The organism is Paraburkholderia phenazinium (assembly GCF_900142845.1).
Lineage (GTDB): Bacteria > Pseudomonadota > Gammaproteobacteria > Burkholderiales > Burkholderiaceae > Paraburkholderia > Paraburkholderia phenazinium_A.
Window position 1 is genome coordinate 895,844 of the sequence record NZ_FSRU01000003.1, and the last position, 25,332, is coordinate 921,175.

A 25,332-nucleotide genomic window follows, 5' to 3' on the forward strand; every position below is an offset into this window, starting at 1 on the left:
TGACGTCAGTCCTTCAGCGTGAGCGCCAACACGCTCACGACCAGTTCTTTGTAGCTGATGCCGACCGCGCGCGCCGCTTTCGGCGGCAGCGAGTGATCGGTCATGCCCGGCGCCGTATTCACTTCGAGGAAATATGGGTTGCCCGCGCCGTCCAGCATGAAATCGGCACGGCCCCAATCGGTGCAGCCGAGCACGTCGAAGGCGCGGCGCGCCAGCGTCTTCAGGCGCGCTTCCTCCGCCGGCGCCACGCCGCACGGAATCAGGTACTGCGTGTCGTTGGCGACGTACTTCGCGTGATAGTCGTAGAACTCGCCCGCCGGCACGATGCGGATCACCGGCAGATCGAGGTCGCCGGCGATGCATGCGGTGTACTCGCCGCCGCCTTCGATGCTCTTTTCCACCACCACGATCCTGTCGAACTTCGCGGCTTCTTCGAGCGCGGCCGGCAACGCGTCGGCGCTCTTCACCTTGATCACCGCGACGCTCGAACCTTCGCTCGCCGGCTTTACGAAAAGCGGCAAACCGAGCTTTGCGACGATCCCCGCGGCACACGCCGCGTAGTCGTCACCGCGCAGCACTGCTTCGAACGACGGCGTCGGCACGCCCAGTTGCTGCCACACGAGCTTGGTGCGGAACTTGTCCAGACCGAGCGCCGAACCCAGCACGCCGCTGCCGGTATAGCGAATGCCGTAAAAATCGAGCGCGCCCTGGATCTGGCCGTTCTCGCCATAGCCGCCGTGCAGCGCGTTGAAGGCGCGCACAAAGCCCTCTTCCTTCAACGCCGCGAGCGGACGCTCGGCGGGGTCGAACGGATGCGCGTCGATGCCGGCCTCGCGCAGCCCTTGCACCACGAGGCGGCCCGAGTTGAGCGACACTTCGCGCTCGGCGGATTCACCGCCGAGCAGCACCGCCACTTTGCCGAACGCTTTAGGATCGATACTGCTCATTTCACACCTTCGTTTTGCGCGAGACGACCCGGCACACCGCCGATCGAACCCGCACCCATCGTGATCACCACATCGCCTTCGCGCACGAGGCTCGCGAGCGCATCCGGCACTTCATCCACCGTTTCGACAAACACCGGCTCGGTCTTGCCCGCGACGCGGATCGCGCGTGCGAGCGCCCGGCCGTCGGCTGCCACGATCGGCGCTTCGCCCGCCGAATAAACTTCCGTCAGCACCAGCGCGTCGACGGTGGACAGCACCTTCACAAAGTCCTCGAAGCAGTCGCGCGTACGCGTGAAGCGGTGCGGCTGGAACGCCAGCACCAGACGCCGGTCCGGGAACGCACCGCGCGCCGCTGCGATGGTCGCGGCCATTTCGACCGGGTGATGGCCGTAGTCGTCGACCAGCGTGTAGGTACCGCCGGTCTCGCCACCCGAACTGACCGGCACTTCGCCGTAGCGCTGGAAGCGCCGGCCTACGCCGTTGAAATCTGCCAGCGCTCGCTGGATATCGGCATCTTTCACCTCAAGTTCAGTCGCAATCGCAATGGCGGCGAGGGCGTTCTGAACATTGTGGATACCCGGCAGGTTCAACACGATGTCGAGCGGCGCCGCATCTTCGCGCATCGCCGTGAAATGCATCTTGCCGTCATGCGCCTCGACGTTGACCGCGCGCACCTGCGCATCGGCCGCGAGACCATAGCGGATGATCGGCTTCGAGACGAACGGCAGGATCTCCTTCACGTTCGGATCGTCGACGCACAGCACCGCGATGCCGTAGAACGGCAGTCGATGCGTGAACTCGATGAACGCCTGCTTGAGCCGCGCGAAATCGTGGCCGTAGGTGTCCATATGATCGGCGTCGATGTTCGTGATGACTTCGATCACCGGGAACAGATTCAGGAACGAAGCGTCCGACTCGTCCGCTTCGGCGACGATGAAGTCGCCCGTACCCAGACGTGCATTGGCGCCGGCACTGATCAGCCGGCCGCCGATCACGAAGGTCGGATCGAGTCCGCCCGCGGCGAGCACGCTCGCCACCAGCGAGGTGGTCGTGGTCTTGCCATGCGTGCCGGCGATCGCGATGCCCTGCTTCAGGCGCATCAGTTCCGCGAGCATCACGGCACGCGGCACGATCGGAATGCGCCGATGGCGCGCCGCCAGCACTTCCGGGTTGTCGCTGCGCACGGCCGTCGATACGACCACGGCGTTCGCCCCTTCGATGTTCTCAGCGGCATGGCCAATCGCAATGCGTGCGCCAAGCGCCGCGAGCCGGTCGGTCACCGCGTTCTTCGTGAGATCCGAGCCGCTCACCTGATAGCCGAGGTTGACCAGCACCTCGGCGATGCCGCTCATCCCTGCGCCGCCGATGCCGACGAAATGAATATGTTTGACGATGTGTTTCATTGTTGCCTTCCTTCTGTGCTCGGGCTCCGGCTCGGGACGACGCCTGCCGCTTCCGCGCAAATCTGCGCGACCTGCTCGGTGGCATCGGGTTTCGCGAGCGAGCGCGAACGCTCTGCCATCTCCGCGAGACTCTCGCGGGTCTGACCGCGCAACCATGCAGCGAGGCCTTCCGCCGTAAGGTCGCGTTGCTGCACCACCAGCGCCGCGCCGTGGTCGGCGAGGAACGCTGCGTTGGTTGTCTGGTGATCGTCGACCGCGAACGGAAACGGCACGAAAAACGCCGCCACGCCCACTGCCGCGATCTCGGCGACCGTCATCGCGCCCGAACGGCAGATCACCAGATCCGCGTTCGCGTAGGCGCTCGTCATGTCGTCGATGAACGGCACGAGTTGCACGTCCTCACCGGTCTGCAAGCCTGCTTCCGCGTAGTTCGCCCGCAGCCCGTCGATATGCTTCGCGCCCGCCTGATGCACGATGCGCGGACGTTGCTGCGGCGTCAAAACAGCCAGCGCGCGCGGCACCACTTCGTTAAGCGCGGTGGCGCCCAGACTGCCGCCCACCACCAGCACATTCAGCGGACCGCTGCGTTGTGCGTAGCGTGCTTTGGGTGGCAATGTGCGCGCAAGTTCCTCACGAATCGGATTGCCGGTCCATTCAGCGTGCGGCAATGCGTTCGGAAACGCCACCAGCACACGTCTGGCGAGCTTCGCGAGCACCTTGTTCGCGAGGCCGGCGATCGAATTCTGTTCGTGCAGCACGAGCGGACGACCGCTTAACGCCGTCATCACGCCGGCCGGGAAGGTGATGTAACCGCCCATGCCGAGCACCACATCGGGCTTCACACGACGCAGCACGCTCAGGCTTTGCGCGCACGCACGCAGCAGGTTGACCGGCAGCATCAGCTTGGTCTTCAGTCCCTTGCCGCGCACGCCGCCGAAACGCACGGATTCCATCGGGATGCCGTGCTTCGCGACGAGGGTTGCTTCCATGCCCGCGGGGTTGCCGAGCCACACGACTTTCCAGCCCCACGCCTGCATCAGATGAGCGACCGCCAGCCCCGGGAACACGTGTCCCCCGGTGCCGCCGGCCATCACCATCAGCGTGCGCTGTTGCGTGGGGGTCATACTTTCCCTCCGCGCATCAACACCCGGTTCTCGTAATCCACTCGCATCAGCAAAGCCACCGCCACGCAGTTCAGCAAAATGCCCGAGCCGCCGTAGCTGACGAGCGGCAGCGTGAGACCTTTGGTGGGCAGCAAGCCGAGGTTCACGCCCATGTTGATGAAGGTCTGCGCGCCGAACCACAGGCCAATGCCCTTCGCGACCAGTCCCGCAAACGTGCGATCCAGCGCCAGCGCCTGACGGCCGATTTCGAACGAGCGGCGCACGATCCAGTAAAACATCAGGATCACCACCAGCACGCCGACAAAACCGAGTTCCTCGCCGATCACCGCGAGGATGAAGTCGGTATGCGCTTCCGGCAGATAGTTGAGCTTTTCGACGCTGCCGCCGAGACCCACGCCGAACCACTCGCCGCGCCCGAACGCGATCAGCGAGTGCGTCAACTGATACGCCTTGCCTTGCGCGTACCGGTCGTCCCACGGATCGAGATACGCGAAAATCCGCTCGCGACGCCACGGCGACGCCCACACCAGCAAGCTGAACGTGCCGACCGCGGTGGCCACGAGGCCGCCGAACAGCTTGCCGTTCACACCGCCGAGGAACAGCACGCCCATCGCGATGGCCGCGATCACCATGAACGCGCCCATGTCTGGTTCGAGCAGCAGCAGCGCGCCGACCACGCCGACCGCGAAAGCCATCGGCAGAAAGCCCTTGGCGAAGCTGTGCATGTACTCCTGCTTGCGCACCGTGTAGTTCGCCGCGTAGATCGTCACGGCGAGCTTCATGATTTCCGACGGCTGCATGTTCGTGATGCCGAGCGGAATCCAGCGGCGCGCGCCGTTCACGCCCTTGCCGACGTGCGGAATCAGCACGATCACGAGACTGACCAGCGCGAGCAGGAAGATCTTCGGCGCGTATTTGTCCCACGTCGAAACCGGGATGCGGAAGGCCGCCACGCCAATCACCGAACCCAGCACCACGAAGATGATCTGGCGGACAAGAAAGGCCCAGTCGCGATACGACGAGTACTTCGGCGAGTCCGGCATCGCGATCGACGCCGAGTACACCATCACGATGCCGAGGCCGAGCAGCGCGATCACCACCCACAGCAGCGAGTGATCGTAGTCGAGCATGCGCGAGCGCAGCGGACGCACGCCGTTGACGGCGCTCGCGAGCCCGCTCGCGGTGCGGCTGGCGCTTGCATCGCCGACTGAGCCGCGCTGTTTGGCGAGGCGCGAACCGAAGCGTTCCGACCAGCTCATATCATCGTCCCCCGTTCGGCCGCGATGTCTTCCACCGTGCTGCGGAACACCGCGGCACGATGCGCGTAACCCTTGAACATGTCGAAGCTCGCGCAGGCCGGCGACAGCAGCACCGCGTCGCCCGGCTGCGCGAGCGCCGTGGCGGCGCGCGTGGCGTCTTCGAGCGTGGCGTGATCGGTGAGGGCGATGCCGGTGTCGGCGAGCGCGGCACGAATCTGCGGCGCATCGCGGCCGATCAGCATGACCCCGCGGCACCAGCGCATCACCGGTGCGGCGAGCGGCTCGAAGTCCTGGCCCTTACCGTCGCCGCCGGCGATCAGCACCACACGTTGCGCCAGACCGTCGAGCGCCGCGACCGTCGCGCCGACGTTGGTGCCCTTGCTGTCGTCCACGTAGTCGATGCCTTCGATCGACGCGATCAGCTCGACCCGATGCGGCTCGCCGCGGTATTCGCGCAAGCCGTGCAGCAACGGTGCGCCCGGCAGGTCGATGGCACGCGCGAGCGCATAGGCCGCGAGCGCGTTGGCCGCGTTGTGCAGGCCGCGGATGCGCAGCGCGTCGGCCGGCATCAGGCGCTTGAGGCCGAGGTTCGGCGGTGCGGCAGTTTCGCCCTTGCGACGGCGGGTCGGCGCGGGTTCGTCCGAGGCGTCGCGGTCGTGCGCTTCCACCAGCCAGATGATGCCGTTATCGCGCAGCAGACCGTAGTCGCCGGGACGCGTCGGCTCGGTGACGCCGAAGGTAATCGCCGGTGCCGGGCTGTCGCCCGCTGCGGCGTCCTTCGCGGGGCTTGCCGCGAGCGCCATCACGCGGGCGTCGTCGCGATTGAGCACGCGCACGGTCTGCGGTCCGAAGATCCGGCCTTTGGCGGCGGCGTAGGCATCCAGGCCACCGTGCCAGTCGAGGTGGTCCTGCGTAATGTTGAGAATGACGGCCGCGTCGGGCGCGAACGTGTGCGCCGTTTCCAGCTGGAAGCTCGACAGTTCGAGCACCCATACATCGGGCAACGCGGTGTGGTCGATGGCTTCGGTGAGCTTGTCGAGCGCAGCCGGGCTGATATTGCCCGCCACCGCGACCTTCTTGCCGGTGCGTTCGCACAACAGGCCAGTGAGGCTCGTCGTCGTGGTTTTGCCGTTGGTGCCGGTGATCGCTATTACCTTTGGCGCGTAGCCGCTCTCGCCGAGCGTCTTCAGCGCCTGGGCGAAAAATTCGAGTTCACCCCACACGGGGATGTCTTTTTCACGGGCTTCGCTAATCAGCGGCAACAGATCCGCGGCGAGCGGCGACAGGCCGGGGCTGATCGCCACCAGCTCCACACCTTCGAGCAGCACAGGCGAAAACGGGCCGCCGACAAAGTCGGCATCGATGCCGTGCGCTTCGAGTCCGGACAGATTCGGCGGCACCTCGCGCGTATCCGCCACGCGCAGCCGACACCCGTGCCGCGCGCACCAGCGCGCCATCGCGAGACCGGATTCACCGAGTCCCAGCACGAGCACCATCGGCTTTTGCCGATCCCGAAACTTCTCGCCAAACATTGCTGACTTTCCCTTTGACTTCGAAAACGGCTTAACGCAACTTGAGCGTGGACAACCCGAACAGACACAGCATCAACGTGATGATCCAGAAGCGCACGACAACCTGCGTTTCTTTCCAGCCGGACAATTCGAAATGGTGATGCAGCGGCGCCATCTTGAAGAGACGCCGGCCTTCGCCGAAACGGCGCTTGGTGAACTTGAACCACGTCACCTGCAACATCACCGAGAGCGTTTCCGCGACGAAGATGCCGCCCATGATGAAGAGCACGATTTCCTGACGCACGATCACCGCGACCGTGCCGAGCGCGCCGCCCAGCGCCAGCGCGCCCACGTCGCCCATGAACATCTGCGCGGGGTGCGTGTTGAACCAGAGGAACGCCAGCCCGGCCCCACCCATGGCGGAGCAGAAAATCAGCAACTCGCCGGCGCCGGCAATGTGCGGAAACAGCAGATACTTCGAATAGACCGAACTGCCCATCACATACGCGAACACGCCCAGCGACGCGCCCACCAGCACGACCGGCATGATCACCAGGCCGTCGAGACCGTCGGTGAGGTTCACCGCGTTGCTCGCGCCGACGATCACCAGATACGTCAGCACGATGAAGCCCCACACGCCGAGCGGATAGCTGATCGACTTGAAGAACGGCAGCATCAGGTCGGCGTGCGGGGGCAGGCCCATCGACAGGCCGCTGCGCACCCACGCCATGAACAGGTCGTACACGCGCACGTTGCTCGCTTCGGAGACGCTGAAGGCGAGATACACGGCGGCGAACAGGCCGATCACCGACTGCCAGAAATACTTCTCGCGCGACGACATGCCGCGCGGATCCTTGTAGACCACCTTGCGGTAATCGTCGACCCAGCCGATCACGCCGAAGCCGAACGTCACCAGAATCACGATCCAGATAAAGCGGTTGGTCAGATCGGCCCACAGCAGCGTCGATACCGCGATGCCGAGCAGGATCAGCACGCCGCCCATGGTGGGCGTGCCGGATTTGACGAGGTGAGTTTGCGGGCCGTCTTTACGGACAGCCTGGCCCACCTTCATGGCGGTCAGCTTGCGGATCACCGCCGGGCCGCAGACGAGCCCGATCAACAGCGCGGTAATCGTCGCCGCCACCGCTCGGAAAGTCAGATAACTGAACACGCGCAAGAAGCTTGCGTCATTCTGCAGCCATTGCGCCAGCGCCAGTAGCATGCTTCGGTCCTTCCAGTTCAATGCGCACCGGGCGCTGCGCCCGGTGCAGTGGGTTGTGGACTCGTTACGGCGTCCACCACGCGTTCCATTTGCATGAAGCGCGAGCCTTTCACGAGAAGCGTTGCCGCAGCGCCCTTGCCGGACAATTCCGGGGCCTGCAGCAGTTGAGCGACGAGCGTCGCGACGTCGTCGACATGATGTGCATCCGCGCCATACGCGGTGCAGGCATCGCGCGACGCAGCGCCGAGCGCGTACAGCGCGTCGATGCCGCGCTCTTTGGCGTAAGCACCGATTTCGCGGTGAAACGCCGGACCGTGATCGCCGACTTCGCCCATGTCGCCCATCACCAGCACGCGCGGCGAGGGACGGGAGGCGAGCACGTCGATCGCGGCGCGCATCGAATCGGGATTCGCGTTGTAGGTGTCGTCGATGACGGTGGCGCCCGCGAGCGTACCGAGCGCCGCGCGCTTGACCTGCAGACGCCCTTTCACCGCACCGAACGATTCGAGCCCGCGTTTGATCGCGTCGAGCGATACGCTGGCGGCCAGCGCAGCGGCCGTGGCCGCCAGCGCGTTGTGCGCGTTGTGGTCGCCGAGCACTTGCAGCGTGACGTCGAGGTGGCCTTCCGGCGTGTCGATGCTCAGCAGGTTGCCGGCGAAGACGCCTTTCACCGCGGCGTCGGTCGAACGGCCGTCGTTATTCAGCGCGAAGTCGACGATGCGGTTGCCGGTGGCCGCGACGCGCCAGATGCTCGCGTATGCGTCGTCCGCCGGAAACACGGCAACACCTTCCGGTGACAACGCGTGAATCACGCTCGCATGCTCGAGCGCGACGGCCTCGACGGTGGTCATGAATTCCTGGTGCTCGCGCTGCGCGTTGTTCACCACCGCCACGGTAGGCTCGGCGATCTTTCCGAGCAACGCGGTTTCGCCCGGGTGATTCATCCCGAGTTCGACCACCGCCAACCGATGCACCGCGCTCAGGCGAAACAGCGTCAGCGGCACGCCGATGTCGTTGTTGAAGTTACCCGCAGTGGCAAGCCGCGCGTCCGCGCCGACAGCCGCGGCGAAGATCGACGCAATCATTTCCTTGACCGTGGTCTTGCCGTTGCTGCCCGTCACTGCGACGAGCGGCATCGTGAAGCGGCGCCGCCAGCCGCGCGCGAGCGCGCCGAGCGCGACGCGCGTGTCGGCGACCTGCAAGGCCGGCAGATTCCAGCCGGCCGGGGTGCGCGTCACCAGCGCCGCTGCGATCTGGCGCGCGGCCACGTCCGGCAGAAAGTCGTGCGCGTCGAAGCGGTCGCCCTTGAGCGCGACGAACAGATCGCCGGGACCGGCGGTGCGGCTGTCGGTCGAGACGCGTTCGAAGGCCACACTGTCGTCGCCGAGAACGGTCGCGCCCGGGATCAGCGCGGCGGCTTCGCGCAGGGAAAACATCGCTTCACCTGGCCGGGTCATTCGCCACCTCCGCGCGCCTGCGTAGCACGGGCGGCGAGCGCCAGACGTGCGTGATCCTGATCGGAGAAAGCGCGTTTCTTGCCCATGATTTCCTGTGTTGCTTCGTGCCCCTTGCCGGCCAGCACGATTACGTCTTCACGCGCCGCGCCGCGGATGGCCTGCAGGATGGCGCTGGCGCGATCCTCGATCCGGCGGGCCTTCGACGCGTCCTTCATGCCCGCGGCAATCTGGTCGAGAATCTTCTGCGGATCTTCGCTACGCGGGTTGTCGCTCGTCACGACGACGCCGTCCGCCAATCTTTCCGCAATCGCCCCCATCAACGGACGCTTGGTCGCATCACGATCGCCGCCGCAGCCGAACATGCAGATCAGCTCGCCGCCGCGCGCGGCCGCCATCGGGCGCAGCGCTTCGAGCGTCTTTTCCAGCGCGTCGGGCGTATGCGCGTAGTCGATCACGACGAGCGGCTCGTCGTTTTGCAGACGGCCGCCGAGGCGCTGCATGCGGCCGTTGACCGGCTCCAGTTTTTCCAGCTCGGTCAGGGCGGCGTCGAACGGGACGTCCGCTGCAAGCAGCGCGCCCAGCACGCCGAGCAGGTTGCTGACGTTGAACGCGCCCAGCGTCTGCACTTCGACTTCGGCGTCGCCCCAATCGGAGGTGCTCAGATGGAAGGCCGTGCCGGTTGCGGTGGCGCGCACATCGGCCGCGTGCAGCCAGGCGTCGGCCTGCGGTGCGGCGGCGTCCGGCGCTTCGGTGCGTGTGCCGATACTGTAGGCGATGGTGCGAGCGTGGCCCTGGGTACTCGCCAGCAGCCGGCGGCCAGCCTCGTCGTCATGATTGATCACGGCGCAACGCAATTCCGGCCACGCGAACAGACGCGCCTTGGCGGCCTCGTAGGCGGCGAAGGTGCCGTGATAGTCGAGGTGGTCCTGAGTGAGATTCGTGAACACGGCGATCTCAAACGCCGTGCCGTTCACCCGCCCCTGATGCAGCGCATGCGACGACACTTCCATCGCGACCGCCTGCGCACCCGCATCGCGCAACTGCGCGAGACTGCGCTGCAATTGCGGCGCGTCCGGCGTCGTGAAACCGGTATGCACGAGGTGGCCCGGCAAGCCGGTGCCCAGCGTGCCGATAATCGCGCAGCGCGTGCCGAGCGCGGTGAGCGCCGCGGCAATCCACTGGCTCGATGACGTCTTGCCGTTGGTGCCCGTGACGCCGATCACCCGCATCGCATCGCTCGGGTTGCCGTACCAGCCGCTTGCAATCGAGCCCGCCAGCTCATTCAGCGCGGGCACCGCCAATCCCACCGACGCATCCACCGCGCCAGTGAAGTTTTCCGGCTGATACAGCACCGCGGCCGCACCGCGCTCGATCGCGCTGTCGATGAACGGCCGGTTGTCGGCGCCGTCGACCGCATACGCCAGAAACACATCGCCGGCCGCGAGCGAGCGCGTATCGGCGTGCAGATGAGCGTCCGGCTGCGCGCGAGCGTGCAGCCAGGTGAGGGCGACGGCGATCTGCCGCTGCGCGGGATGCTTCGAACGTAGCGCGCTCATCGCACGACTCCGGGATGATTTTTCGCGTTCGAGGCGATGGTCATTTTCTTGGCGCCGCCGCTGGTGGCCAGTTTCTTCGCCGACGCAGACGGCAGGGTCGGCGCGGCGGGCGCAACCGGCGCCGAATCGTCCGACACCACCATCTGTTTGACCGGCATGTCGGGCGGAATATTGAGCGAGCGCAGCGTGTCGCCGGCGATGGCCGAGAACACCGGCCCCGACACCTGGCCACCGAAGTGGCTGCCGGCCGTCGGTTCGTCCACCGACACCGCGACCACGATGCGCGGATCCGGCATCGGCGCCATGCCGACGAACGACGCGCGGTACTTCGATTTGTCGTAGCCGTGCGCACCGTGCTTGTATGCCGTGCCGCTCTTGCCGCCGACGCGGTAACCCGGCACCGCTGCATCGGGCGAGGTGCCGCCGGGCGCGACCACGGTTTCGAGCATCGCGCGCACTTCGCGGGCGGTGACCGGCGAGAAAATCTGCGGACCGGTGGCGGGTTGATCGCCCGGCGAGCGGAAGATGGTCACCGGCATGATTTCGCCGTCGTGAGCGATAGCGGTGTAGGCGCGCGCCAACTGGAACAGCGAGGCGGACAGGCCGTAGCCGTACGACATGGTGGCCTGCTCGATGCGGCGCCAGCTCTTCCACGGACGCAGATGGCCCGCGGTGGCGCCGGGGAAACCGATCTTCGGCGCCTGGCCAAGACCGATGCTGGTATACATATTCCACATCTCTTCGGGCTTGAGCGTCATCGCGATCTTCGTCGCGCCAATGTTGCTCGATTTCTGAATCACACCGCCGACCGTCAGCACGCCGAACGCGCTGTCGTCGGTGATCGTCGCGCCGTCGAGATTGAAGTGGCCCGGCCCCGTATCTACCAGTGTAGTCGGCGCCACGCGATGCAGATCCAGCGCGAGCGAGATCGTGAACGGCTTCATGATCGAGCCCGGCTCGAACTCGTCCGTGAGCACGCGGTTGCGCAACTGGTCGCCGGTCAGGTGCGAGCGGTCGTTCGGGTTGAAGGTCGGATAGTTGACGAGCGCCAGCACTTCGCCGGTGCGCACGTCGATCACCATGGCCGCGCCGGCCTTGGCCTTGAATTTGTCGACCGCGGCCTTCAGGTTCGTATACGCGATGTACTGGATCTTGCTGTCGATCGCCAGATCCACGTCCTGGCCGTTGTGCGGCACGACCTGTTCGTCGACGTCTTCAATGATGTGCCCCATCCGGTCCTTGATGACGCGGCGGATGCCCGGCATGCCCTCGAGCTGCTTCTGGTCGCCGAGTTCGACGCCTTCCTGGCCTTCGTCCTCGACGTTGGTGAAGCCGATCAGGTGCGCGGCAATCTCGCCTTCCGGATAGAAACGCTTGTACTCGTCGCGCTGGTAAATGCCCGGAATGTCGAGCGCCGTCACCTGCGCGGCGACATCCACCGGCACCTGACGTTTGACGTAGACGAAGTTCTTGTCCTCGGACAGCTTGGCGCGCAATTCGGTATTCGTCATACCGAGCAGCTTGCCGAGCGCGGCCAGCTTGTCGGCGCCGAGATCGTCAGGCACCGCTTCGGGAATCGCCCAGATGGCACGCACCGGCAAGCTCGTGGCCAGCACGAGGCCGTTGCGGTCGAGAATCTTGCCGCGCGTCGCCGGCATCTCCAGCGTGCGCTGATAGCGGCTCTCGCCCTGCTTCTGATAGAACGCGTTGCCCGGGCCCTGAATCCAGAACGCACGGCCGGCCAGCGCGACAAACGCCATGAACAGCATGAACACGACGAGCTTCGAGCGCCACATCGGCAGGCGCACGGACAGAATCGGGTTCGACGCAAACGGGACGCTCTTGCGATTCGACGACTTTTTCATCGCACGCCCCCATGACGGGTGGCGAGCGGGGTCGACGCGGACAGCGGCGCCGAAGTCGGCACCGGCGCGTCTTCAGCCGTAGCGGCGCCCGGGTCGAGCGTCAGGTATTGGGTGCGACCCGTCGTGACAGCCTGCATTTTCAGCGAGTCCGTCGCAATCCCTTCGATGCGCGAGGTCTTCGACAGCGCGCTCTGCTGATATTGAAGCTGCGAATAGTCTTGCTGCAGCTGGCGCTCCTGCGACTGCGCGCGCTGCAACTGGATAAAGATCTGACGCTGCTGATTCGTTGCGTTGACTACAGATAATGCACAACCCATCACGACAATCAGCAGGAAGATATTGAGGCGGCTCATGGCGCGATACGCTCCGCCACGCGCATCACAGCAGAACGGGCGCGCGGGTTCGCGGCGACTTCAGCGTCGCTCGCGAACACGCGGCCGATGATTTTGAGCGGCGGGCTGGGCAGGTCGACGGCACGAATCGGCAGGCGACGGTCGACCGTAGGCGTACTGGCGTGCGCCTGCATGAACCGTTTGACGATCCGGTCTTCGAGCGAATGAAAGCTGATGACCACCAGCCGCCCCCCTTGCTCCAGCAGCGCAAGCGCCGCTTCTAAAACGACTTGCAGCTCCGCAAGCTCTTGATTGATGTGAATCCGTATAGCTTGAAAGGTGCGGGTTGCCGGATCCTTGCCCTTCTCACGGGTCTTGACGACGTTAGCCACGATTTGGGCAAGCTCGCCCGTGCTGACGAGAGGCCCAAGACGGTCGGACTCTGCCCGGCGAGCAACAAGCGCCTTTGCAATCTGAAAAGCAAACCGTTCTTCCCCATAATCTCGTATTACCTCCGTCAGTTCCTGCACCGTGGCCCGCGCCAGCCAGTCAGCAGCAGACTCGCCGCGCGTCGGGTCCATCCGCATGTCGAGCGGGCCGTCGGCGCGGAAGCTGAAGCCCCGCTCCGGATCGTCGACTTGCGGCGACGACACGCCCAGATCCAATAAAACGCCCGACACCCGCCCTACCCCGCGCTCCGCAATCGCTTCGCGCAGTGAAGCAAAACTCTCGTGCACGATCTCGAAACGCGGATCGGCGATTTTCTGAGCCGTGGCGATGGCGAGCGGGTCTTTGTCGAACGCAATCAGCCGCCCCGACTCGCCCAGCTTGCTCAACACCGCACGGCTATGACCGCCGCGTCCGAACGTGCCGTCCACATAAACGCCGTCGGGGCGCTTGACCAGCGCCTCGACCGCCTCTTCCAGCAGCACCGTGCGATGCTGCAATTCGTTTCCCATCGCAGATGCCATATATGTATGCCGCGATCAGAACGTGAAATTCTTCAACGCATCGGGCATGCCCTGCGCCATCGCCGCCTGTTCCTTGGCCGCGTAGGTTTGTGCATCCCACAACTCAAAGTGACTGCCCATGCCCAACAACATCACTTCCTTTTCCAGCAAAGCCGCCATCCGCAATTCAGGAGACACCAGCACGCGACCGGCGCCGTCGAGATCGACATCCGAAGCATTGCCAAGGAAAATCCGGCGCCACCAGTGAGCGTCCATGGGCAGCGCCGCGATTTTGGTGCGGAAGACTTCCCATTCCGGGCGCGGAAATAGCAACAGGCAGCCGTCCGGGTGCTTGGTGATCGTCACCCGGCCTTCTGCCTGTCCTTGCAGCGCGTCCCGATAGCGCGACGGGACGGACATCCGCCCCTTCGCATCGAGTGTCAGCGCCGACGCCCCTTGGAACACTTCCGCTCTCCCCTGTCGATCAGAGTGAGCGCTTCAGCGCTTTACTCTGGTCCCTTGCAAACTCGTTGCGATCGCGACACGGCACGCCGCTCGCCTGTTCTCGAAAATCTACCCGAAACCCCCTCGGGAATCACACAAAAATACACTTTCTCACACTGTCTCCCACTTTAGAGGAAGCCCAAACAGGGGTCAAGGGAGAAGCGCGGATTTTTAACGAAATTTGTTTGTTAGAACAAGGACTTAGCGCGACTCCTTCACGTCAGACCTAAAACGGAAAACCGTTATAAATGAATGCACTAGTGCAACTTGTGAAGGTGATACGTGAAAAGTCCGGGCGAAGCGCGTGGAATCTAAGCGATCTGCGGCGGGGGATAAGCGGAATCAGCGGAGGATTTGAGGCGATTAACCGGACGACGCGCGTTGCGCCGTCCCACTTCGCAGCGATTAAACGTAATAAGCAGTACGGGTCATGATTTTCGACGCGGCGCGCATCAAGGCGCGAGCCGGAAAAGGCAGCTCGACACCGCCGGCATCGATCGCGGCTTTGCCATGAGCGGCTTCGTCCGCGCGCATCTGCTCGACGATGGCGCGCGACTCGAGATCCGCCTCGGGCAGCGCTTCCAGATGACTGTCGAGATGCTGCTCCACCTGGCGCTCGGTCTCCGCCATGAAGCCGAGGCTCACCCTGTCGCCGAAGCGGCCGGCCACCAGACCGAGCGCGAGAGCGCCGGCGTACCACAGCGGATTCAGCAGACTGGGCCGAGACTCGAGCGCCTCGAGCCGCCGGGCGGTCCACGCCAGGTGATCTTCCTCCTCGCGTGCCGCGTGCTCGAAGGTCGCTTTCAAGCTGGGCGAGCGGGTGGCAAGCTTTTGCGCCTGATAAAGCGCCTGCGCGCACACTTCGCCGACATGGTTGACGCGCATGAGGCCCGCCGCATGCTCGCGCTCTTCCGGCGACAGCTCCGGCATGTCGGCCGACGCGTTCGGCACCGGCACCGGCCGGCTCATCCGCGACACGCCCGTCATTGAGCGTAAACCCCGATCCAGCTCGGTAATCAGTTCATCCAGCACCATCCAACTCTCCTGGTTCGACACCTCAGTCCGAATCTCCCAAACGACCGCGCGGCGTGCGTTTGCGCAGCAAAATCGCACGCCGGGAGCGCTTGCTAAGGACTGATTTAATAGCCAATTTTCAATTTTAGACCATGTTGCGTAAACGAAACAGCGGCGTTCCATGCAACCTGCTTTTTCTTTGTGCAGGGTATGCCTTTTGTTACATTACCTGCAACTTCTCGCGAAGTTAGATAGCAAGGTCCAGACGTACCAAAAATATTAGCCTTGTACAAAAAATTCGCAGTTCCTTGGAGATTAATCGATGAAAAAGTCGCTTCTCGCTCTCGCAGCATTGGGCGCGTTTGCTGGCGTCGCTCATGCGCAGAGCAGCGTGACCCTGTACGGTATCGTTGACGAAGGTTTCAACATCAACACCAACGCCGGTGGCAAGCATCTGTACAACCTGTCCAGCGGCGTTCTGCAGGGCAGCCGTTGGGGCCTGCGCGGTACGGAAGATCTGGGCGGTGGTCTGAAGGCCATCTTCGTGCTCGAAAACGGCTTCGACGTGAACACCGGTAAGTTGGGTCAGGGCGGTCTGGAGTTCGGTCGCCAGGCTTACGTCGGTCTGTCGAGCAACTACGGTTCGATCACCCTCGGTCGTCAATACGACTCCGCGGTCGACTACGTCGGCCCGCTGGAAGTCGGCGATCAATGGGGTGGCTACATCGCTGCTCACCCGGGCGACCTGGATAACCTGAACAACGATTACCGCGTCAACAACTCGATCAAGTTCACGAGCAACAACTACAACGGCCTGACCTTCGGCGGCTTGTACAGCCTCGGCGGTGTGGCTGGCGAAACCGGTCGCAACCAGATCTTCTCGCTGGGCGCCGGCTACGCGAATGGCCCGTTGGTCCTGGGCGCGGCCTACCTCAACGTTCGCAACCCGAACGTGAGCTTCTTCGGCAACAGCACGTCGGGCACGGTTTCGACGACGACGTCGAATGTCGCGTCGCCGGTGTTCTCGGGCTACGGTTCGGCCAACACGTATCAGGTTATTGCTGCAGGCGGCGCTTACACGTTCGGCGCGGCAACGATCGGCGGCACGTACTCGAACATCAAGTTCATGAATCTGGGCGCTTCGTACGCCTCGCCGTTCGCAGGTCAAACGGCTACGTTCAACAACGCCGAAATCAACTTCAAGTATCAGTTGACCCCGGCATTGCTGATCGGCACAGCGTACGACTACACGCGTGGCAGCAAGATCGAAGGCGACTCGGCAGCCCAGTATCACCAGGTTTCGGCTGGCGTCGACTACTTCCTGTCGAAGCGCACGGACGTCTACATCATCGGCGTGTATCAGCACGCTTTGGGCGAGACGCTGAACGCGGCCGGCACGGCGCCCACCGCGGCCGTTGCAGCAATCAGCAACCTGACGCCTTCGGCGAACCAGAACCAGTTGACGGCGCGCGTCGGTATTCGCGCCAAGTTCTAATAAGTCGTAACAAAGCTGTATGCCTCAAAGGCGCCTTCGGGCGCCTTTTTTTTGCGTCGACGCTTCCCGATTGCCGCCTGGATGCGCATTCGCGCTCGCGCTCAGTATGCGGCTCGGAAATAGGAACGGCCCAACGAGCGGAGGCTCGTTGGGCCGTTCTTTGGGTCACGCCGGTCAGGCTGATGCGCTTGCTTGTGCGGTGGGGTGAGCCTGTCGTCGTCACCCTTTCCCGCGAGCCCTTATACGCGCCCGTCGCGCAATTCGCGCCGCAAGATCTTGCCGACATTGCTCTTGGGCAGCTCGGTACGAAACTCGATGATTTTCGGCCGCTTGTAACCCGTCAGTTGCTCCTTGCAGAACGCGAAAATGTCCGCGTCGGTGAGCGCCTGATCCTTCTTCACGACAAAGAGTTTCACCGCCTCGCCGGAATGCTGGTCCGGCACGCCGACCGCCGCGACTTCGAACACGCCCGGCAGCTTGGCGACGACATCTTCGACCTCGTTCGGATAGACGTTGAAGCCGGACACCAGAATCATGTCCTTCTTCCGATCGACGATCTTCACGTATCCCGCTTCGCTCACAATACCGACGTCGCCGGATTTGAAGAAGCCGTCCGGCGTCATGACCTTCGCGGTTTCATCCGGCCGGTTCCAGTAGCCCGCCATCACCTGCGGACCGCGGACGCAGATCTCGCCGGGCTGGCCGAGCGGCACCTCGTTGTTTTCGTCGTCGCGAATCGAGATTTCGGTCGACGGCAGCGGCAGGCCAATCGTGCCGCTGTACGAGGTGACGGTCACCGGGTTGCACGTTACACAAGGCGACGTTTCCGACATACCGTAACCTTCGACGATCGGGCTACGCGTCCTTTCATACCAGCGCTTCGCGACGGCTTCCTGCACCGCCATCCCGCCGCCGTTGGCGACGAGCAGCTTTGAGAAGTTGAGCTTGTCGAAATCGGGATGGTTGAGCATCGCGTTATAGAGCGTGTTCACCGCGGGGATGGTCGTCACCGCATAGCCCTGCAGTTCCTTGATCATGCCGCCGATGTCGCGCGGATTCGGAATCAGCACGCCAAGGCCGCCCGTACGCACCGTCAGCAGTCCGCAGACCGTCAGTGCAAAGATGTGATACAGCGGCAATGCGACGACAGTCACGAACTGCTCGATGTCGTCCCGCCCCGCGCGAGCCGGATCGAGCCAGACCTGCGACTGCAAAACGTTAGCGATCAGATTCCGATGCAACAGCGTGGCGCCTTTCGCGACGCCGGTCGTGCCGCCCGTGTACTGGAGGAACGCGACATCTTCCGGACCCTGCTTGACCGGTTTGAACTCGTGGCGTGCGCCTTCGGCAATGGCGGTGTTGAACTTGACGTGACCGGGCAGGCTCCACGCCGGCACCATCTTCTTCACGCGGCGCACGACGAAGTTGACGATCAGCCCCTTCGCGCCCATCAGGTCGCCCATCGCCGCCACGACCACGTGCTTGATCGCCGTGTTGCGCACCACCGCTTGCAGCGTCACCGCGAAGTTCTCGAGGATGATGATGGCTTCGGCGCCGCTGTCCTTGAGTTGGTGTTCGAGCTCACGCGGCGTGTACAGCGGATTCACGTTCACGACCACATAGCCGGCGCGCAGAATGGCGGCGATCGCCACCGGATACTGCAGCACGTTCGGCATCATGATGGCAATGCGGGCGCCGCGCACGATGCCCTTGGACTGGAACCATGCGGCAAGCTTGCGCGACAACGTGTCCAGCTCGCCGTAAGTGATCTGCTTGCCCATGCAGACGAACGCCGGCTTGGTGCGATATTCGCGGAAACTTTCCTCGAACAGGTCGGCAACGGACGAGTACTGACTCGGATCGATCTCTACTGGAACGCCGGGCGGATATGATTTCAGCCAGATTTTTTCCATGCGGCGTCTCCTCCTTTATTTTCGTATGGTCGTGCTAAAAACGCATCGTAGCATGCGACCTACCCCACGATTCGTGAAAAGCACCCGTGTTAGACGCCGCCCTCGAACGCGATTTCCGAGAACCGACGAGCGGTGTGGATGGGTTTTAGCCCGGGATTTCAAACGCGCTCGACTTCGACGAGGCAGTCGTAGAAAGTCGCCGAGCCGCCGAGGTCGGTGAGCGCCTGGCTTGTGACCTGATTGGCATTGCAGCCGTCGGGCGCCAGTTTTTTCCACCAGATGGACAGCCCGACCACCAGACCCTCGCGCGCCTTGTCCGTCACGCGGGCACGCGCCTGCATCGAACCACGGTCGTTAAAGATGCGCACCAGATCGCCATCGAGCACCTGGCGCCGGCTTGCGTCGGACGGGTGAATGTCGATGTGAGGTTCGCCCTCCGTGGAACGCAAACTTTCCACGTTGACGAACGTGCTATTCAGAAAGTTACGGGCAGGCGGAGAGATCATGGCCAGCGGATAACGCGCCGCGAGCTCGGGGTCGCCGTCCGCGGATTCATAGGGCGGCAGGTAGTCCGGAAGCGGATCGAATCCTTGCTGCGCCAAACGTTCGCTGGAAAACTCGCATTTGCCCGACGGCGTGCGGAAACCACCGTCGGCAAATGGCGCGTCCGGCAGGTTGAGCTTGGCCCAACCGGTGCGTTTCAACGACTCCCAGTCGACGCCTTCGAAAACCGGATCCTCCCAGCGGAAGGCATTCGCCGCGACAGACTCGTCCGACTCGAATAGCGCCGGTTCCTGCAGGTTCATGCGGCGGGCGATTCCGCGGAAAATCTCGGTATTGGGCCGTGCCTCCCCTACCGGTTGGATGGCCGGGAGGTTCACCATGACGTGCGTGTGGCCGTAGGACTTGTGAAGGTCGAGATGCTCGAGCTGCGTGGTCGCGGGGAGCAGCAGATCGGCGTAGTCCGCGGTATCGGTCTGGAAATGTTCGAGGACGATCGTGAACAGATCTTCCCGTGCGAAGCCGGCCGCTACCCGCGCCGAGTCAGGCGCCACCGCGACAGGATTCGAGTTATAGACGATGACCGCCTCAATTTTGGGACCAAAGCCGGCGTCGCCCGGATGCAGCAAGGCGTCGCCGATTGCATTCATATTGATCACGCGCGCCTGCCGTGACGGCCAACCGGGCATCAGGTCAGGACGCTGCAGCGCGTGGGTGTTAACCGGCGCCCAGCCCGACGAAGAAAGCAGTGTCCCGCCCGAGCGCTCGCGCCAGGCGCCGGTCAACGAAGGCAGACACGCGATCGCGCGCACTGCGTTACCGCCGCCACGTACTCGTTGCAGTCCGTAGTTCATGCGGATCGCCGCCTTTCTAGTGCCACCGTACAAACGCGCGAGATCGACGATGGTTTGTTCGTCGATGCCGCAAATCTGGGCGACGCGGCCAGGCGAATAGGTGAGCGCGCGAGCCTTTAACTGCTCAAAACCGAGCGTATGGTCGGCAATATAGGCGTGATCGAGCAGATCTTCGGTGATCAGCACGTTCATCATGCCGAGGGCTAGCGCACCGTCGGTGCCAGGCTTTAGCGCGATGTGCTGATGGCATTTTTCTGCGGTCAACGAGCGGTAGGGGTCAATCGCGATCAGGCGGGCGCCGCGCCGCTTGGCTTCCTGTGCGCGCGTCCAGAAGTGCAGATTGGATGCGATCGGATTCGAACCCCAGATCAGAATCAGTTCGCTCTCGGCGAAAAACTCCGTGAGCATGCCGAGGCTCGCGCCGTAGGTGTACTTCAGTCCAGCCGCACCGGCTGCCGCGCAGATTGTCCGGTCCAGTTGGGACGCACCCAGCTTGTGGAAAAACCTCTGTGCGATGCTATCGCCTTGCACGAGACCCATTGTGCCGGCGTAGCTGTAGGGAACGATTGCCTCGGGAGCGCGCGCCGCGATCTCCGACAGACGCCCGGCTGCGAGTTTTAGCGCTTCATCCCAGCCGATGGGCTCGAAGCGGCCTTCGCCTTTGGCGCCGACACGACGCAGCGGCGTGGTCAGCCGCCGCGGATGATGCACCCGCTCGGCATACCGGCTGACCTTGGTACACAACGCCCCTTGAGTGGGCGGATGGTCGGGATCGCCGATGACCTTGATTGCACGCCCGTTTTCCACGGTGACTCGCATCGCACAGGTATCCGGGCAGTCGTGCGGGCAGACTGCACGGGCAAACTCAGTGGGGGCATTCATTGGGACGATCCGTGAAAAGGGCGACGTGACGCGGAGTGTAATTTTATTACGTCCTAAAGGCCTGCAAGCTGCGGCACCGCCAAAAATGCCGGGGGGCGTAGAATTGACCATCACCGAGCCCGGGCGAAGGCGTCTCGAGCCACTCCATGCATAGCGAAACACAACGCACCATGAAACTGATCCCCGAAATCCAGGCCGCTCACGGCGAAATCCAGACCCTCCGACGAACCATCCACGCACATCCCGAACTGCGCTACGAAGAGACTCAGACGTCCGATCTGGTGGCGAAAAGCCTCAGTGACTGGGGTATCGAAGTGCATCGCGGCCTCGGCAAGACGGGGGTGGTCGGCATCCTGAAGCGCGGCAGCAGCAAACGGTCAATTGGCCTGCGAGCCGATATGGACGCCCTTCCAATTCACGAGCTCAACAGCTTCGAACATCGCTCCCGTCACGAAGGAAAGATGCACGCGTGTGGGCACGACGGCCATACTGCGATGCTGTTGGGCGCGGCCCGGCACCTGGTCAAACACGGTGAGTTCGACGGAACGATCGTATTCATCTTTCAGCCGGCCGAAGAAGGCGGTGCGGGCGCGCAGGCGATGATCGACGACGGTCTTTTCACGAAATTTCCCGTCGATGCGGTGTTCGGCATTCACAACTGGCCTGGCATGCCGGCGGGGCATTTCGGCGTGACCGAAGGGCCGATCATGGCGTCGAGCAACGAATTCCGTATCGAGATCACGGGCGTCGGGTCTCACGCGGCGATGCCGCACAATGGGCACGACCCGGTTTTCACGGCAGTGCAGATCGCCAATGGTCTGCAGGGCATCATCACGCGCAACAAGAAGCCGCTCGATACCGGTGTGCTGTCAATCACGCAGATTCACGCCGGGGACGCAGTGAACGTCGTTCCGGATCAAGCGTGGATCGCAGGCACGGTGCGCACATTTACGACGGAAACGCTGGATCTGATCGAAACGCGCATGCGCAAGATTGCCGAGAACACCGCGGCGGCGTACGACTGTTCAGTGAAGGTGGTCTTCCATCGCAACTATCCCCCTACCATCAATAGCAGCGAAGAGACCCGCTTTGCTGCTTCGGTCATGAAAGAGGTAGTGGGTGCGGAAAGGGTCAACGACGCCGTAGAGCCGACGATGGGCGCCGAAGATTTTTCGTTCATGTTGCTGGCGAAGCCGGGGTGTTATGCGTTTCTTGGGAACGGCATGGGTGGACATCGCGATGCTGGCCACGGAGCCGGCCCTTGCATGCTGCATAACGCAAGCTACGACTTCAACGATGAACTGCTACCCGTCGGATCGACTTATTGGGTACGGCTGGCGCAGAAGTTTCTCGCGCAGGCATAGCTCGTGGAGATGCGGTTTGGGAATGCAGGATTGTGCTGACCGTTCGTTGGGTGAACGGGGGTTGCGTTAGCTTCACTGCGTGATGAGCGGTTGTAGCGGGTAGCGGGTCGCACGCGTTTGCACAGCGTGCTCGCGTGTTTTTCCACGCTTTCCGGTTCACGCGCGTAAACGCACAAACCCCACCTTTGCGGGGTGGGGTTTGTGCTTGCTGCTGGGGAGCCTGACGATTACCTACTTTCACACGGGTAATCCGCACTATCATCGGCGTGGAGTCGTTTCACGGTCCTGTTCGGGATGGGAAGGGGTGGTACCGACACGCTATGGTCATCAGGCATGACTTGTTGCCGCACTGCTCATGGAGCAATACAGCCAATCGGGAAGAAGTAGTTTCTGGTGATGCCACCAGAGGGTGAAGCGGTTGGGGTTGTGTTGTTTCTGGCACAACACGTGATCACTCAACCGTGTGCGGGGTTCATCCGAACCACAAGACACACCTGTTATAGGATCAAGCCTTACGGGCAATTAGTATCAGTTAGCTTAACGCATTACTGCGCTTCCACACCTGACCTATCAACGTCCTGGTCTTGAACGACCCTTCAAGGGGCTCGAAGCCCCGGGGATATCTCATCTTAAGGCGAGTTTCCCGCTTAGATGCTTTCAGCGGTTATCTCTTCCGAACATAGCTACCCGGCGATGCCACTGGCGTGACAACCGGTACACCAGAGGTTCGTCCACTCCGGTCCTCTCGTACTAGGAGCAGCCCCCTTCAAATATCCAGCGCCCACGGCAGATAGGGACCAAACTGTCTCACGACGTTTTAAACCCAGCTCACGTACCTCTTTAAATGGCGAACAGCCATACCCTTGGGACCGGCTACAGCCCCAGGATGAGATGAGCCGACATCGAGGTGCCAAACACCGCCGTCGATATGAACTCTTGGGCGGTATCAGCCTGTTATCCCCAGAGTACCTTTTATCCGTTGAGCGATGGCCCTTCCATACAGAACCACCGGATCACTATGACCTGCTTTCGCACCTGCTCGACTTGTCGGTCTCGCAGTTAAGCACGCTTATGCCATTGCACTATCAGCACGATTTCCGACCGTACCTAGCGTACCTTCGTACTCCTCCGTTACACTTTGGGAGGAGACCGCCCCAGTCAAACTGCCTACCATGCACTGTCCCCGACCCGGATTACGGGCCAAGGTTAGAACCTCAAACAAACCAGGGTGGTATTTCAAGGTTGGCTCCACGCAGACTGGCGTCCACGCTTCAAAGCCTCCCACCTATCCTACACAGACCGGTTCAAAGTCCAATGCAAAGCTACAGTAAAGGTTCATGGGGTCTTTCCGTCTAGCCGCGGGGAGATTGCATCATCACAAACACTTCAACTTCGCTGAGTCTCGGGAGGAGACAGTGTGGCCATCGTTACGCCATTCGTGCAGGTCGGAACTTACCCGACAAGGAATTTCGCTACCTTAGGACCGTTATAGTTACGGCCGCCGTTTACCGGGACTTCAATCAAGAGCTTGCACCCCATCATTTAATCTTCCGGCACCGGGCAGGCGTCACACCCTATACGTCCACTTTCGTGTTTGCAGAGTGCTGTGTTTTTATTAAACAGTCGCAGCCACCAGTTTATTGCAACCCCTTCACCCTTCTGGCGCAGGCCAGTCAGGCTACAGGGGCGTACCTTATCCCGAAGTTACGGTACCAATTTGCCGAGTTCCTTCTCCCGAGTTCTCTCAAGCGCCTTAGAATACTCATCTCGCCCACCTGTGTCGGTTTGCGGTACGGTCTTGTTAAACTGAAGCTTAGAGGCTTTTCTTGGAACCACTTTCAGTTGCTTCTTCACCTAAGTGAATGGCGCCACACCCTTGAATTCCGTGCCCGGATTTGCCAAAGCACCTTCTCCAATGCAGCGACCGGGACTTCCAACACCCGGACAACCTTCCGCGATCCGTCCCCCCATCGCATTTAACAATGGTGCAGGAATATTAACCTGCTTCCCATCAGCTACGCATTTCTGCCTCGCCTTAGGGGCCGACTCACCCTACGCCGATGAACGTTGCGTAGGAAACCTTGGGCTTACGGCGAGGGGGCCTTTCACCCCCTTTATCGCTACTCATGTCAGCATTCGCACTTCCGATACCTCCAGCACACTTTTCAATGCACCTTCGCAGGCTTACGGAACGCTCTCCTACCATGCACATAAATGTGCATCCGCAGCTTCGGTATATTGCTTAGCCCCGTTACATCTTCCGCGCAGGACGACTCGATCAGTGAGCTATTACGCTTTCTTTAAAGGATGGCTGCTTCTAAGCCAACCTCCTGACTGTTTTAGCCTTCCCACTTCGTTTCCCACTTAGCAATATTTGGGGACCTTAGCTGGCGGTCTGGGTTGTTTCCCTCTTGACACCGGACGTTAGCACCCGATGTCTGTCTCCCGTGATTGCACTCTTCGGTATTCGGAGTTTGCTATGGCGAAGTAATCCGCAATGGACCCTTCAACCATGACAGTGCTCTACCCCCGAAGGTGATACACGAGGCACTACCTAAATAGTTTTCGGAGAGAACCAGCTATTTCCAGGTTTGTTTAGCCTTTCACCCCTATCCACAGCTCATCCCCTAACTTTTCAACGTTAGTGGGTTCGGACCTCCAGTACGTGTTACCGCACCTTCATCCTGGCCATGGATAGATCACCTGGTTTCGGGTCTACACCCAGCGACTGAACGCCCTGTTCGGACTCGCTTTCGCTACGCCTGCCCTAATCGGTTAAGCTTGCCACTGAATGTAAGTCGCTGACCCATTATACAAAAGGTACGCCGTCACCCCTTGCGAGGCTCCGACTGTTTGTATGCATGCGGTTTCAGGATCTGTTTCACTCCCCTCCCGGGGTTCTTTTCGCCTTTCCCTCACGGTACTGGTTCACTATCGGTCGATCACGAGTATTTAGCCTTGGAGGATGGTCCCCCCATCTTCAGACAGGATTTCACGTGTCCCGCCCTACTTGTCGTACACCTAGTTCTTCCTCGCTGCTTTCGTCTACAGGGCTATCACCTGCTATGGCGGCACTTTCCAGAGCCTTCGACTAACAATGAAGATAAAGAGTACAGGCTGGTCCCATTTCGCTCGCCACTACTCTGGGAATCTCGGTTGATTTCTTTTCCTGCGGCTAC

General features: G+C 62.3%; 17 protein-coding genes and 2 rRNA genes. 2 read left to right on the forward strand and 17 right to left on the reverse strand.

What is annotated here, in order from left to right:
* Positions 1-5: 5 nt before the first annotated feature.
* The 13 genes from BUS12_RS37650 to coq7 all read right to left on the reverse strand — a co-directional run bounded on the left by BUS12_RS37650 (position 6) and on the right by coq7 (position 15,165).
* Positions 6-947 carry a D-alanine--D-alanine ligase gene (locus BUS12_RS37650; RefSeq protein WP_074302670.1) on the reverse strand — a complete coding sequence of 314 codons (942 nt, stop codon included), beginning with the start codon at positions 945-947 and terminating at the stop codon, positions 6-8.
* Positions 944-2,350, reverse strand: coding sequence for a UDP-N-acetylmuramate--L-alanine ligase (gene murC, locus BUS12_RS37655; protein WP_074302672.1), 1,407 nt, complete (start codon positions 2,348-2,350; stop codon positions 944-946). The genes BUS12_RS37650 and murC overlap by 4 nt, the downstream gene beginning before the upstream one ends.
* On the reverse strand, positions 2,347-3,474 hold the full coding sequence (gene murG / locus BUS12_RS37660) for an undecaprenyldiphospho-muramoylpentapeptide beta-N-acetylglucosaminyltransferase (RefSeq protein WP_074302674.1): 1,128 nt from the start codon (positions 3,472-3,474) through the stop codon (positions 2,347-2,349). The genes murC and murG overlap by 4 nt, the downstream gene beginning before the upstream one ends.
* A complete protein-coding gene (gene ftsW / locus BUS12_RS37665) occupies positions 3,471-4,733 on the reverse strand; it encodes a putative lipid II flippase FtsW (protein ID WP_074302676.1) in 1,263 nt (420 codons plus the stop codon). The genes murG and ftsW overlap by 4 nt, the downstream gene beginning before the upstream one ends.
* Positions 4,730-6,265: a UDP-N-acetylmuramoyl-L-alanine--D-glutamate ligase gene (gene murD / locus BUS12_RS37670; protein ID WP_074302678.1), complete on the reverse strand. Its 1,536-nt coding sequence runs from the start codon at positions 6,263-6,265 to the stop codon at positions 4,730-4,732. Before murD ends, ftsW begins: the two co-directional genes overlap by 4 nt.
* A 31-nt stretch (positions 6,266-6,296) precedes the next feature.
* Entirely contained in the window at positions 6,297-7,466 is a 1,170-nt protein-coding gene (gene mraY / locus BUS12_RS37675) for a phospho-N-acetylmuramoyl-pentapeptide-transferase (RefSeq protein ID WP_074302680.1), read from the reverse strand.
* 17 nt (positions 7,467-7,483) lie between these two features.
* Positions 7,484-8,923, reverse strand: a complete 1,440-nt coding sequence (locus BUS12_RS37680; protein ID WP_074302682.1) for a UDP-N-acetylmuramoyl-tripeptide--D-alanyl-D-alanine ligase — start codon at positions 8,921-8,923, stop codon at positions 7,484-7,486.
* A complete protein-coding gene (locus tag BUS12_RS37685) occupies positions 8,920-10,479 on the reverse strand; it encodes a UDP-N-acetylmuramoyl-L-alanyl-D-glutamate--2,6-diaminopimelate ligase (RefSeq protein ID WP_074302684.1) in 1,560 nt (519 codons plus the stop codon). Before BUS12_RS37685 ends, BUS12_RS37680 begins: the two co-directional genes overlap by 4 nt.
* Positions 10,476-12,344 (reverse strand): peptidoglycan D,D-transpeptidase FtsI family protein, encoded by a 1,869-nt coding sequence (locus BUS12_RS37690; protein WP_074302686.1) that lies wholly within the window; start codon positions 12,342-12,344, stop codon positions 10,476-10,478. Before BUS12_RS37690 ends, BUS12_RS37685 begins: the two co-directional genes overlap by 4 nt.
* Positions 12,341-12,697 carry a cell division protein FtsL gene (gene ftsL, locus BUS12_RS37695; RefSeq protein WP_074302688.1) on the reverse strand — a complete coding sequence of 119 codons (357 nt, stop codon included), beginning with the start codon at positions 12,695-12,697 and terminating at the stop codon, positions 12,341-12,343. Before ftsL ends, BUS12_RS37690 begins: the two co-directional genes overlap by 4 nt.
* Complete coding sequence (gene rsmH, locus BUS12_RS37700) at positions 12,694-13,647, reverse strand: 16S rRNA (cytosine(1402)-N(4))-methyltransferase RsmH (protein ID WP_074302690.1); 954 nt, start codon at positions 13,645-13,647, stop codon at positions 12,694-12,696. The genes ftsL and rsmH overlap by 4 nt, the downstream gene beginning before the upstream one ends.
* Positions 13,648-13,662: 15 nt before the next feature.
* The gene (gene mraZ / locus BUS12_RS37705) at positions 13,663-14,091 is read right to left on the reverse strand and encodes a division/cell wall cluster transcriptional repressor MraZ (RefSeq protein ID WP_074302692.1); all 429 of its coding nucleotides are present in this window, start codon (positions 14,089-14,091) and stop codon (positions 13,663-13,665) included.
* 444 nt (positions 14,092-14,535) lie between these two features.
* A complete protein-coding gene (gene coq7, locus BUS12_RS37710) occupies positions 14,536-15,165 on the reverse strand; it encodes a 2-polyprenyl-3-methyl-6-methoxy-1,4-benzoquinone monooxygenase (protein WP_074302694.1) in 630 nt (209 codons plus the stop codon).
* Positions 15,166-15,466: 301 nt separating this feature from the next.
* On the opposite strand from coq7, the gene BUS12_RS37715 reads away from it, so the two are divergent.
* Positions 15,467-16,639, forward strand: a complete 1,173-nt coding sequence (locus tag BUS12_RS37715) for a porin (protein WP_074302696.1) — start codon at positions 15,467-15,469, stop codon at positions 16,637-16,639.
* A gap of 239 nt (positions 16,640-16,878) precedes the next feature.
* On the opposite strand, the gene BUS12_RS37720 is transcribed toward BUS12_RS37715, so the two are convergent.
* Entirely contained in the window at positions 16,879-18,552 is a 1,674-nt protein-coding gene (locus BUS12_RS37720; RefSeq protein ID WP_074302698.1) for a long-chain fatty acid--CoA ligase, read from the reverse strand.
* Between the two features lie 158 nt (positions 18,553-18,710).
* On the reverse strand, positions 18,711-20,789 hold the full coding sequence (locus tag BUS12_RS37725; RefSeq protein WP_074302700.1) for a molybdopterin-containing oxidoreductase family protein: 2,079 nt from the start codon (positions 20,787-20,789) through the stop codon (positions 18,711-18,713).
* A gap of 170 nt (positions 20,790-20,959) precedes the next feature.
* Between BUS12_RS37725 and BUS12_RS37730 the strand changes: the two genes are divergently transcribed.
* Positions 20,960-22,153 carry a M20 aminoacylase family protein gene (locus tag BUS12_RS37730; RefSeq protein WP_074302847.1) on the forward strand — a complete coding sequence of 398 codons (1,194 nt, stop codon included), beginning with the start codon at positions 20,960-20,962 and terminating at the stop codon, positions 22,151-22,153.
* A gap of 218 nt (positions 22,154-22,371) precedes the next feature.
* On the opposite strand, the gene rrf is transcribed toward BUS12_RS37730, so the two are convergent.
* A 5S ribosomal RNA gene (rrf, locus tag BUS12_RS37735) occupies positions 22,372-22,485 on the reverse strand.
* Between the two features lie 169 nt (positions 22,486-22,654).
* Positions 22,655-25,332, reverse strand: a 23S ribosomal RNA gene (locus BUS12_RS37740); the annotation flags it as partial.